At 71.4% G+C, this 12,112-nt stretch carries 6 protein-coding genes and 1 pseudogene; all 7 read right to left on the reverse strand.

Going from position 1 to position 12,112, the window contains the following annotated elements; all coding sequences use genetic code 11:
• Positions 1 to 24: 24 nt before the first annotated feature.
• Positions 25 to 1,977 (reverse strand): BTAD domain-containing putative transcriptional regulator, encoded by a 1,953-nt coding sequence (locus tag ACQEVC_RS39440; RefSeq protein WP_432888643.1) that lies wholly within the window; start codon positions 1,975 to 1,977, stop codon positions 25 to 27.
• Between the two features lie 19 nt (positions 1,978 to 1,996).
• Positions 1,997 to 3,787: a fatty acyl-AMP ligase gene (locus ACQEVC_RS39445; RefSeq protein WP_432888645.1), complete on the reverse strand. Its 1,791-nt coding sequence runs from the start codon at positions 3,785 to 3,787 to the stop codon at positions 1,997 to 1,999.
• 528 nt (positions 3,788 to 4,315) lie between these two features.
• Positions 4,316 to 5,266, reverse strand: a complete 951-nt coding sequence (locus ACQEVC_RS39450; protein WP_432888647.1) for a TauD/TfdA family dioxygenase — start codon at positions 5,264 to 5,266, stop codon at positions 4,316 to 4,318.
• 133 nt (positions 5,267 to 5,399) lie between these two features.
• Positions 5,400 to 6,314 carry a TauD/TfdA family dioxygenase gene (locus ACQEVC_RS39455; protein ID WP_432888649.1) on the reverse strand — a complete coding sequence of 305 codons (915 nt, stop codon included), beginning with the start codon at positions 6,312 to 6,314 and terminating at the stop codon, positions 5,400 to 5,402.
• A 137-nt stretch (positions 6,315 to 6,451) separates the two neighbouring features.
• A complete protein-coding gene (locus ACQEVC_RS39460; RefSeq protein WP_432888651.1) occupies positions 6,452 to 7,939 on the reverse strand; it encodes an MFS transporter in 1,488 nt (495 codons plus the stop codon).
• On the reverse strand, positions 7,936 to 8,883 hold the full coding sequence (locus tag ACQEVC_RS39465; RefSeq protein WP_432891959.1) for an ornithine carbamoyltransferase: 948 nt from the start codon (positions 8,881 to 8,883) through the stop codon (positions 7,936 to 7,938). The genes ACQEVC_RS39460 and ACQEVC_RS39465 overlap by 4 nt, the downstream gene beginning before the upstream one ends.
• Before the next feature lie 216 nt (positions 8,884 to 9,099).
• Positions 9,100 to 12,108, reverse strand: a pseudogene (locus ACQEVC_RS39470) (non-ribosomal peptide synthetase); the annotation flags it as partial.
• Positions 12,109 to 12,112 lie beyond the last annotated feature (4 nt).

The raw sequence follows: 12,112 nt of genomic DNA on the forward strand, positions 1-12,112 counted from the left end.
GTCTCCCGGTCGGGGGCCGGGCGGTCACCCGTTCTCCTTGCCGCCCGGGTCGGAACGGCTGCCGAACGTCCGGTCCAGCGCCGCGTACCGCTCGTCGGCCGTCTCCTCGTCGGCGGCCTGTTCCAGGGCGAGCGCCCGGACCAGGTCGTGGAAGAAGTAGCGGGCCTGACTCGAACCGTCGACCTGGACGACGTCCAGGAGCCGGGCGTCGACCAGTTGCTCCAGCAACTCCCGCGCGGTGGCGAGGGTGACGTCGAGCAGCACCGCGGCGGTCCAGATGGCGAACCGGGGCGCGTCCAGCAGGGCCAGCAGCCGGAAGGCGCGCCGGGCCGGCTCGCCCAGGCCCTGCAGGCTCAACGCCACGCTGGCCCGGACCTCCAGGTCGCCGATCCGGAGTTCGTCCAGCCGGCGACGCTGGCTGGAGAGCCGGTCGGCGAGCCGGGCCAGCCGCCAGTGCGGCTTCGCGGTGAGCCGGGCACCGGCGATGCGTACGCCGAGCGGCAGGTGGCCGCAGAGCTCGACGATGCGTACCGCGGACTCCGGCTCGGCGGCCACCCGGGCGGCACCTACGATCTTGGAAAGCAGCTCCAGCGCCTGCTGGTGTTCGAGGACGTCCAGGTCGATCAGGGGTACGCCCTCCAGCGCCGCCAGTCGGGCCCGGCTGGTCACCATCGCGGCGCAGGTCGGACTCTCCGGCAACAGCGGGCGTACCTGCTGCTCGCTGGCGGCGTTGTCGAGGAGTACCAGCACCCGGCGCCCGGCCAGCCGGCTCTGGTAGAGCTGCACCCGGTCGGCCATCGACGGCGGGATCTCCGACGCCTCCGTCCCGAGCGCCCGCAGGATGGTGCCGAGCAGGTCGACGGGATCCGCCGGCTGCGGTCCGGCACCGCGCAGGTCGAGGTAGATCTGCCCGTCCGGGTACGAGGACCGCAGCAGGTGGCCGACGTGGATCGCCAGGGCGGTCTTGCCCAGCCCGGCCATCCCGCCGATCACGCAGGCGAGCCGCCGCCCACCGTTGTCCGGCCGGGTACGCAGCAGCGCGACCACCTGGGCGGCCTCCCGGTCCCGGCCGGTGAAGTCCGCCACGTCCGGGGGGAGCCGGGCCGGCAGCGGCTCGGCCGGGGTACGCCGGACGGTCACCCGGGCCTCCGGCGCCGGCAGGGTGAGCGACGCCTCGGCGGCCAGGATCGACTTGTGCAGGTCCTGTAGCTCGCGCCCCGGGTCGATGCCGAGTTCCTCGGCGAGCAGGTGCCGGTAGTCCTGGTAACTGGCCAGCGCGTCCGCCTGCCGGCCGCAGCGGTAGAGCGTCAGCATCAGCTGGCCGCGCAACTGCTCGCGCAGCGGGTCCGCGGCGACCAGCCCGGTCAGTTCGACGACCAGCCGGCCGTGCTGGCCGAGCGCCAGTTCGGCGTCGATCCGGTCGCCGAGCGCGGCCAGCCGCGCCTCCTCCAGGCGGGGCCGCTCCGCGTCGCTGAGGTATTCGGTCACCCCGGCGAGGGCCGGACCGCGCCACAGCGCGAGTGCACCCCGCAGCGCCTCGGCGGCGTCGGCCGGCCGGCCCTCCGCGAGGGCGTCCCGGCCGCGGGCCGCCAACTGCTCGAAGCGCACCAGGTCGAACCGGTCGGGCGCGACCCGCAGCACGTATCCGGGACGCTGCCGGACGATCTCGGCGTCCGGGGCGAGCTTCGCGCGCAGCCGGGAGACGTACGTCTGGATCTGCGCGGCAGCGGTGACCGGCGGGTCGTCGCCCCAGAGCACGACGGCGAGTCGCGAGTCGGAGACCACCCGCCCCCGGGCGAGCAGGAGTGCGGCGAGCACGGTGCGTACCTTGGACGCGCTGAGCTCGACCGCACCGCTCGAGTCGACCACCTCGACCGAGCCGAGGATCCGGAATTCTATCTCTCTCCACCGCGGGTGGCCGGCCATGCCCGGCTCGGTGGCGTCGACCGGCGCCGGAGTCGGCGGAGTTCCGAACATCAGGACCTCCCGCCGCGCGTCATCGGAAGTCCTTGCCGTGGCTCACCGCGAGCGGCGGCCCGACGGCGCGGTAGCGGCGCCGCGTCTCGATGTCCAGGTCCTCGTAGACCGGGTCGAGCGCGTCGGCCATGAACAGCTCCCGCATCAGCGCCCGCTGCACCTTGCCGCCGGGCGACTTGCGCACCTTGCCGGGACGCAGGAAGGCGACGTTGGCCACCCGTACCCCGAAGCACCGGCTGAGCCAGTCCTTGACGCTGCGGGCCAGCGACGACAGCGTGGCCGGGTCGGCCGGCTCCGCCTGGACCTCGTGCAGGACGACGATCTCCTGCCGGGGCGACGGCACCGCGAAGACCGTGCCGGTCAGGTCGGCGAAGCGGGTGTCGGAGGTGCGTACCGCCTTCTCCATGTCGTGCGGATAGAGGCTCCGCCCGCCGATGACCAGCATCTCCCGCATCCGGCCCAGCACGTACAGCTCGGCGTCGGACCAGACTCCGAGATCACCGGTACGCAGGTAGCCGCCCTCGCCGTCCGCGGTGGTCGCCCCGAAGACCCGGTCGCTCTCCACCTCGCGCCGCCAGTAGCCGCGGGCCACGCTCCGGCCCCGGATCCAGATCTCGCCGAGCCGCCCGTCCGGCAATACGGCGGTGGTGTCCGGGTCGACAATCTTGACGTCAAGACCATTTACCGTACCGCTGCTGACAAGTGATCTCGCCGCGGCCGCGTCGGCCGCCGCCGGCAGCAGGATGTTCTGTTCCAGCCGGCTCGGATCGAACCGTTCCACCGCGAGTGGCTGACCGGGCCGAGTGCCGGAGACGAACAATGTCGACTCGGTGATGTGATATCCGACCCGCACCGCCTCGCGCCGGAAGCCGGCCGGCGCGAATCGGTCGACGAATTCGATCAGCGGCTCGGGCTCGATCGGCTCGGCGCCGCCCACGCAGGCATGCTCCCACCGGGCCAGGTCCAGGCCTCTGACCTGCTCGTCGGTCACCTCCCGCGCGCACAGCCGGTACGCGAAACCGGGCGCGGAACTGAGTCGCGCATCGCATTTGTCGATAGCTTTCAACCACCGGGCCGGATCAGTGAAGAAATCATCGGCCGCCATGAGTACGGTGGTAGCGCCGCGATAGAGCGGCTCAAGCAGTATCTCGATCAGACCGGCGCCGTCGTGCAATGGCAGCCAGCCGAGGGAACGGTCCCGCGAGGTCAGCGAGAAAGCGTCCCGAAATACCTCGAAGTTGTGCGCAAGGTTCTCATGGCTGATCATTACGCCTTTCGGATCGCTCGTCGATCCCGTGGTGTAGCGCAGCAGCGCGAGCGCACTCGGACTGATGTGCGTCGGACCGTCCCACGCTCCCGGGGCAGCCGGCCCGGCGAGGTCGGTGGCGGTGCACAATAGCCCGTCCAGCCCGTCCTGACTCATCCAATCGGATACCGTGACCAGGCTCGCGCTGTCGGTCAGCACAATGCGCGGATCGGAGTCCAGCGCGATCCCGGTGGCGCGCATGAGGTGGTGCTTGTCGCCGTCCGGCAGTGGTGCCGGCACCGGGACGACACCGGCATACATACAGCCCACGATGCTTTTGACGAACTCGAGGCCGGTCGGATAGAGCAGTAGCGCCCGATCACCGGGACGACAGCGGTCCCGCAGTCGACCGGCCAGCTCCCGGGCGGCCCGGTCCAGCTCGCCATAGCGCAAAATTTCCGAACGTTCTTCACGTTCGTCCCAGCGGAGGAGGACAACAGCCTCCCGGTCCGGATCCTGGTCGGCGTGTCGGACGATCCGCTCCACCAAACCCACGATTCCCACCCGCATTTCCCCCCAAAATGTTGGCTACGGGGAAGCAGGGCCAACCACGGCGGGCCACCGAATGAGCGACAGCTCCCAGCGGCCACGACCGCGGACGCCAAGTCTCCCCAAACGCTCACGGACGGTTCCGCCTACAATATCGGTGCACCCATATTCAATCAAGTCAGGTTGGAGACAGCGATAAGAACTTCGAGCGAAACATCTGGAAAACGTCCCGTCGCTTATCGGGACCAGGCCTTCACTACCGAAAAGTAACCTCCTCTGCATTGCCGCAATGTCCCGCTCACCAGGGCATTCGGCCCGGCCGGCCGGGACACTTCCCGTTTCTTTGCCGACGCAAACAACATAGTCGGGCGTCGTCTGGATACGGCCGCGTATCCAGAAGACAAGACAGTTTCACGTACTCGTCCGTAACCGGGCGATCCGCAGCCGGAACAGGCCAGGGCAGAGCCGGAAATAGGGGACGACACGCAAGAAGCCCGCCCGGGCGGCCGTGGGGGCTGCCGGGGCGGGCTTCCGCTCGCGGGGTCAGGCGTTCGAGGGCTCCGCCATCGCCACCGCGATCTGCCGAGGGCCGGTGAACGGCTCGCGACCGTGCGCCGCCAGCATGTTGTCGACCACCAACACGTCGTCGTACTGCCAGTCGAACCGTACGGTCGCGGCCCGGTAGCAGTCACGGAGGTGCGTGATGACGTCGTCCGGGATCCGGGCCCCGTCGCCGTAGTAGGTGTTCGTCGGCAGGTCCTCCTCGTCGAAGATCTCCAGGACCCCCTCCCGGACGTCCTTCGGCAGCGTCGTCACGTGGAAGAACGTCGCGTGGTTGAACCACACCGTCTCGCCGCTGACCGGGTGGGTGTGCACCGGCTTGCGGATCGCCCGGGTCCGCAGCCCGCCGCCGTCCCGCCACTCGGTCTCGATCCCGTTGCCGGCGCAGTACTCGGTGACGGCCGCCCGGTCGTCGGTGTTGAAGATCTGCTGCCAGGAGGTGCCGAACGAGCCGTGGAAGTTGCGCACCACCATCCAGCCCCGCCGGACGAACTCCTCGCGGATGGTCGGGTCGATCGCCCGGTACACCTTGCGGATGTCGGCCAGCGGGGTGGCGCCCCGGGTGGCCGGCGCCTGCCGGCAGTAGAAGTAGAGGGTGAGCGGCCACACCGCCTGGTAGGAGTTCTCGTTGTGCAGGAAGATCTCTTCTTCCGGCGGGTAGTCGGTCGAGGTGTAGACCTGGCCCTTGATGGTGCTCCGCGGCGAGGAGCGCTCCGAGTAGGTCAGCGGCGGGCCGGAGAGCGCGCGGACCACGGCGTCGAAGCCGTCGACGCCGCCGACGGAGAAGCCGCGCAGCAGCAGCGCGCCCCGCTCGTTGAGGATCTTCCGCAGGCCGGCGCGCTCGGCCCGGATCAGCTCACCGATCTCGGCGCCGGCCGACTCGCGGGTGACCAGGTGCGGCATTGTTCCGGTGTCAGTAGTGGAGAGAGTCATGGTCCGGCCCTTCGGTCTGGACAACTCGGCGCGACGACCCGGCGGTTCGGTGAGCCTTTCCGCCCGAACCGCGCGGCGATCGCGCTCGGCGCCTCAACTGCGGCCATGCCGCATGCCAGAGGCGGAAAGAGGTTCAGTCGGACATGGCCACCAGGACCCGGCGCCGTCCGGTGAACGGGCGCCGGCCGTGGCCGACCAGTACGTTGTCGATCAGCAGCACGTCGCCCTGCCGCCAGTCGACGTCGACGGCGTTCTCCAGACCACGGTCGCGGACCTGGATCACGTAGTCGTCCGGGATCGGGGTGCCGTCGGCGAAGGTGACCGACTGCGGCAGCTCGTCCGGCGGCAGCACCTCGGCCAGCGACTTCGCGGTCTCGTCACCGAGCGCCGCCGGGTGCCACTGGTCGGACTGGTTGAACCACACCTCGACCCCGGTGACCGGGTGCCGGGTGGTGGACGGGCGGTCCTGGATCACCCGCAGCCCGCCGTCGGACTTCCACTCCCAACTCGCCTCGGTGCTGCTGAGGAACGCCTCGACCTCGTCCCGGTCGGAGGTCTCGAAGGTGTCCTGCCAGCTCTTGCCGAGGCCGAAACCGTCGTGCAGGTTCTGGGTGTAGCGGACCCCACCGGCGTACGCGGCACGCACCTCCGGGTCCAGGGACTCCAACCACCGGACGGCGTCGACCACCGGAGTGGCGCCACCGGTCTCCGCCGCCGTGTGGCAGAAGAACATCAGCCGGGACGGCCACTGGTGGGCGTACGACAGCTCGTTGTGCATCGAGATGGTGAACTCGGGCGGGTACTCGGTGGAGGTGTAGACGTTCTTCCCCACCTTGGTGCGCGGCGAGTTGCCGTGCACGTACGCCAGCCGGTTGGGCAGCAGCCGGTCCATGACCGGGTCGAGCGTCTCCTCCGTCACCTGGAAGCCCCGGAAGACCAGCGCCTTCTCCGCGGTCAGCAGCTTCTCCAGGTCCGGGGTGGTCGAGAGGTAGTCGACCAGCCCCTGCGGGCTCGCCTCCACCCCGGCGGCCGCCGGATCGATTTCCATCGGTCTCCAGGTCTGGTGACCTTCCATCGGACTCTCCCTTCGAGGGGACTCCCGCGAAGGTGGAGACCGGTAGCGGGAATCGGAAGGTAATGCGTCGGTGACACAGCCGTCATCCATCTAAAGGATGCAGGCAAGATCTATACTTTCTCGATACTGCGGCCATTGGGCCGCTGACCTGCGGAAACAGTCGGGCCGGTGCCGCCGTTCCCGGTCCGGCCACCGGCCGCCGGGGGCAGGTTGTTGCGGCCGGGCGCCGCGTGCCGGCCGAGCCGGCGGACCATCCGGGCGTTGTCCGGCGTCCGGGCGATGCCCCGCACCGCCGGGCTGAGCACGGCGAGCACCACCAGCGACGACATCACCGCGCTGAGCCACAGCACGGTCGCCCGGATCCCCGCACCGGCCAGCAGAACCCCGCCGCCCAGCGCGCCGAGGAAGTTCGACCCCGAGGCCAGCAGCGTGGCCACCCCGCCGACCCGGCCCATCATCGGATCCGGGGTGATCCGGACCATGTAGACCATGCCGACCACGTTGAACAGTCCACCGACGTAACTGTTGACGGCGAAGATCACCGAAAGCTGGACCGGGTTGGTGGTGAACGCCATCAGCGGCACCGTCACCGCCCAGGCGGCCAGCCCACCCACCACCAGGGCCCGCAGGGTGGCCCGGCGCAGCCACCACATGCCGCTCAGCGCGCCGAGCATCCCGCCGATGCCACTGGCCCCGATCACCGCGCCGACCACCGCGGCCGAACCGCCACCGTTGCGGACGATGACCATCAGGGCCAGGGTGAGCGCCTGGAAGACGGCATTGCTGATCGCCACGAACCCCAGCACGGTACGCAGGAAGCGCTGTTGCCACATCCAGGCCACGCCCTCGGCAATGTCGGCGCGCAGTGTCGTGACGCGCCGCTCCGTACGGGCCTGTTGGAAGGGCTTGCGGATCAGCAGCAGCGCGATCAGGGAGCCGAGGTGGGCGATGGTGGTGAACAGGAACGGCGCCCACTTGGCCGCCGTGAACAGCACCCCGCCGACCGGTTGGCCGATCAGCACCGCGGCCCGACCCCGGGCCTCGTTCTGGGTCAACGCGGTTGACAGGTGCTCGGCCGGGACGAGCTGCCGGACGGCGGCCCGCTCGCCGAGCTGGTAGAAGACGCTCAGGCTGGTCTGCACGAACGCCACGACCATGAGCTGGGGCACCCAGATCCGGTCGAACAGCACGGCCAGGGCCACGCTGCCGGTGGCGACGAGACAACCCACGTCGCAGACGATCATCATCCGGCGCCGGTCCCAGCGGTCGACGAACGCACCCGCCGGCAACTGGACGAGCAGGTGCGGCAGCAGCGCGGCGGCACCGACCAGGCCCGCGTCGCCGGCCGAGCCGGTGTACCAGAGCACCAGCATCGGATACGCGATCGAGGTGATCCGGGCCCCGACCAGGGTGCCGGCCGCCCCGACCCAGAGCAGCAGGAAGTCCCGGTTGCGGCGCAGCGGAACATCCGGCGAGGGCGGCTCGGACGGCGCCGCCGCAGCAGCGGGCGGCGCCAGAGGCCCACCAGGAGGTGTCGGCGGGGCACCACGCGGCGCCGCCCCGCCGGCTGGCGGGGCGGGCTCCTCCACGACGCTCACGAGCGGGTACCCGGCGGCCCGCCGACCGGGCCACGACGGCACCACTCGAGTACGGCCATCGCGCTGTGCAGCTTGTTCTCCGCCTGCTCGAAGGCGATGCTCGCCGGGCCGTCCAGCACCTCGGCGGTGACCTCCTCGCCCCGGTGCGCCGGCAGGTCGTGCATGAAGACCGCGTCCGGGCTGCCGGCCCACAGCCCGGCGCCGACCTGGAACGGTGCGAAGATCTCCCGCCAGTTCGGGTCGGGCTTGCTGGTGCCGGTCGTCTGCCACCGGGTGGTGTAGATGACGTCGAAGCCGCCGGGCAGCTCGGCCATGTCGTGCCGTTCACAGATCGTCGCGGTACCCCGGGCCGCCTGCGCGGTGGCGGTCGCGGTGATCTCCTCGGTCAGCCCGTAGCCGGGTGGCGTACGCAGCTCCAGGTGGGTGCCGGCGTACCGGGTCAGGGCCAGGGCGAGCGCGGCGGCGCTGTTGTTGCCCTCGCCGACGTAGAGCACGCGCAGCCCGTCGATCCGGCCGAAGTGGTCCAGCATGGTGGTCAGGTCGGTCAGCGCCTGGGTCGGGTGCTCGTCGGCGGTCATCGCGTTGATCACCGACATCCGGTCCTGGCCGGCCATCTGGCGCAGCTCCGCCGGGTCGCCGGAGGTCCGGGCCACCAGTAGGTCGAGCATCCGGGACATCACTTTGCCGGTGTCGGCGTGCGTCTCGCCGGTGTTGAGCTGGAGGTCGTCCGGCCCGTACGCGATGATCTGCGCGCCGAGCCGCAGCGCGCCGCTGGAGAACGCGGTCCGGGTCCGGGTCGAGGTCCGCTTGAAGTAGACGCCGACCACGTCGCCGTCGAGCGGCCGTTCCCGCCGGGCCTGCCCGGACCGGAACCGTACCCCCCGGGCGACGATGGACCGCAGGTCCTCGTCGGTCAGGTCGTTGATCGAGATCAGGTGCCGCACCGCCCGCGCCTCCTCCTCCGCCGTGCCGGCGGCCGGCGACGCGTCCCGGGCCTCGTTGGCCGCGAATCCGGCGCTGCCGGCCGGCTCCCCGATCCGTTTGGTCTCGCCGTCTGCGGCGGCGGCGTAACCCGCCGACTCCGCGCCGCCGCCGAGCCGCTCGGCCCAGCCGGCCAGCTCGGTGGCGACGAACGACTGCACCGCCTTGCCGGACTCGGAGTTGGTCAGCACCACGAAGCCGTCACCGGCCCGGAGCCGGCCCAGGGTCATCGCCCGGTAGCCGACCGTCTCGCCCGGATGCCCGAACTCCAGGTCCGGCCCGGTGTCGTCGACGACCGTGCCGAGACCGTAGAAGCTACCCGACGAGGCGACCGCCACCAGTTCGGCGGCGAGCGCCGGGGTGAGCAGTTCGCCATCGCCCAGGTGCGCGCGGTGGATCTCGACCAGCACCCGGGCCAGGTCCGCGGCGGTCGTCCAGAGACCACCGGCGGCCAGCGCCGGGCGGTTGCGCCAGCCATCGGGTACGGGTACCCCGCGCTCGTCGTGACCGAGCGCGACCCGTCGGGCCGGGTCGGCCGGGAACGCCGGGTCGAAGCTGCTGTCGGTCATGCCCAGCGGTGCGAAGACGAGCCGGCGGATCAGCTCCGGGAACGGTTCCCCGGTCAGGTCGACCAGCACCTGTTGCAGCACCGCGTAGTGGCTGTTGGTCTTCCGGAACGACTCCCCCGGCGCCAGCTCGGGCCGGACCGGCTCCGAGGTCGCGGGCGGGCGGCCGTACAGCACGTCGAGCAGGGACGGTGCCGGCTCGGTCGGGGCGTACCCGATGTTCGGGCTGGTGGAGAGGCCGGAGAGGTTGGCCAGCAGGTGCCGTACGGTCACCGGCCCGGGCCCGGCCGGCACCCGCCACGAGGTCAGGTACCGGTTCACGTCGGCGTCCAGCTCCAGCCGCCCCTGGCCGACCAGCCGGAGTACGCCGAGCGCGGTGACGTGCTTGCTGATCGAGGCGACCTGGAACGGGGTCTCCGGGGTGACCGGCTCGGATCCGCCGGCGACCAGTACGCCGTAGCCGCGTACCTCGGCGACCTGGCCGGCCCGGACCAGCGCGATGGCCGCGCCGGGCACGTGGTGCTCGGCCATGGTGGCCAGCGGCGACGGCCCGGCGGCGAGCCGACCGGCCGGAACCGCCTCGGCCCGGGTTGCCAGCACCGGCACGCCGGCAACCGTCACCGGTTCGGCCGGGACGGCGGTGACCGGGGCTGACCCGGCCGATCGGGTGACGGCGACGGGCACCGGGTCCGCGACGACGACGGGCTCAGGTTCGGCGACGGCGACGGCGGCGGACTCCAGTTCTGTCACGGCGAGGGCACCGGACGCAGGTTCTGCGACGGCGGCGGTCGGTTCCGGGGCCGGGGTCGCGGCGCTGCCCTTGACCGGTCCGATGACCGGGAGGAGCTGGGTCGGTTCGACGAGGACACTCGCCGGAGGCGGCGCGCCGAGGGCCACGGCCAGTTCGGCGACGGTGCCGTGCTGGTAGAGCATCCGCAACGACACCTCCAGCCCGGCCTTCCGGGCGGCGGTGACGAGCTGCACGATCCGCATCGAGTCGGCGCCCAGGTCGAAGAACTTGTCGTGCACGCCCACCCGGTCGATGCCGAGCACCTCCACGCAGACCCTGGCGATCCGCCGCTCGGTCTCGGTGCGCGGCGCCACGAACTCGCGCTCGCCGCCGAACGAGGTCCGCTCCGGTGCCGGCAGCGCGCGCCGGTCCACCTTGCCGGCCGAGTTCAGCGGCAGCGCGTCCAGGTTGACGAACGCGGCCGGCACCATGTAGCCGGGCAGCGCCGCGGCCAGGAAGTCCCGCAGCTCGGCCGGATCGATCGGCCGGCCGTCCACCGGTACGACGTAGCCGGCGAGCCACTTCTCGCCGCCCGCGTCCTCCCGGGCCACCACCACACCGTTGCGGACGTTCGGATGGGCGAGCAGCCGCTCCTCGATCTCGGGCAGCTCGATCCGGTGCCCCCGGATCTTCACCTGGTGGTCCGCCCGGCCCAGGAACTCCAGGTTGCCGTCCGGCCCGTACCGGACCAGGTCACCGGTGCGGTACATCCTGGTTCCGGCGGCCTTGCCGAACGGCTCCGGCAGGAACTTCTCGGCGGTCAACTCCGGGCGGTTGACGTACCCCCGGGCGACGCCGTCACCGGCGATGTACAGCTCGCCGACGACGCCGAGCGCGACCGGCTGGAAATCCCGGTCCAGCACGTAGGTCCGGGTGTTCGCGATCGGCCGGCCGATCGGCACCACCTCGACCTCGCCGGGCACGTCCCAGCTCGTCGACCAGATGGCGGTCTCGGTCGGACCGTACACGTTGACCAGTCGCTTCACCCGGCCGCGCAGGTCACCGGCGAGCGCCGGCGGCAGCGCCTCGCCGCCGACCAGCGCGACCACCGGCCGGTCCGCGAAGCCCGCGTCCAGCAGCAGCTTCCAGCCCGACGGCGTCGCCTGGACATGCGTGACCGGAAAGCGGTCGAGCAGGCTGAGCAGTTCGGTACTGTCCCCCACCTCGTCGTCGTCGGCCAGCACCACCCGGCCGCCGGTGACCAGCGGGAGATACAGCTCCAGCCCGGAGATGTCGAAGGAGAGCGAGGTCGCGGCGAGCCAGACGTCGTCGGTGCCGGCGTCCAGCAGCCGCCGCATCGAGAAGAGCAGGTTCAGCAGCGCCCGGTGCGAGATCTGTACGCCCTTCGGCCGGCCCGTCGAACCGGAGGTGAAGATGATGTACGCGAGCTGGTGCTGGTCGTCCCGGCCGGACACCGGCTCCGCGGACCGGGACTCGATCTCCCGCTCGTCCCGGTCGGCCAGGACGTGCCGGCCGGAGTAGACCCCGTCCAGCCGGCCGACCAGCTTCGACTCGCTCACCACCAGCTCCGCCCCGGCGGTGGACAGCATGTAGCCGAGCCGTTCCGCCGGCAGTTCTGGGTCCAGCGGCACGTAGGCCGCGCCGGCCTTCCAGACCGCCAGCAGCCAGGCCACCAGCGACGGTTCCCGGGACAGCAGCACCCCGACCACCGACTCCGGCCCGACTCCGGCCGCCCGCAGGTGCTGGGCGTACCGGTTCGCCAGCGCGTCGAGTTCGGCGTACCGGACCCGCTCGCCTCCCTGGACCACCGCCACCGACTTCGGGGTGGCCGCGGCCTGTGCCTCGACTACGTGGTGCACCGATCGACTCATGCTC

This window comes from Plantactinospora sp. CA-294935 (genome assembly GCF_050936445.1).
Classification (GTDB): domain Bacteria; phylum Actinomycetota; class Actinomycetes; order Mycobacteriales; family Micromonosporaceae; genus Plantactinospora.

What these genes read in the sequence shown, in the direction of transcription:
- ACQEVC_RS39440 (WP_432888643.1), bottom strand. Translation starts at nt 1,977, where the DNA reads ATGTTCGGAACTCCGCCGACTCCGGCGCCGGTCGACGCCACCGAGCCG.
- ACQEVC_RS39450 (WP_432888647.1), bottom strand. Translation starts at nt 5,266, where the DNA reads ATGACTCTCTCCACTACTGACACCGGAACAATGCCGCACCTGGTCACC.
- ACQEVC_RS39455 (WP_432888649.1), bottom strand. Translation starts at nt 6,314, where the DNA reads ATGGAAATCGATCCGGCGGCCGCCGGGGTGGAGGCGAGCCCGCAGGGG.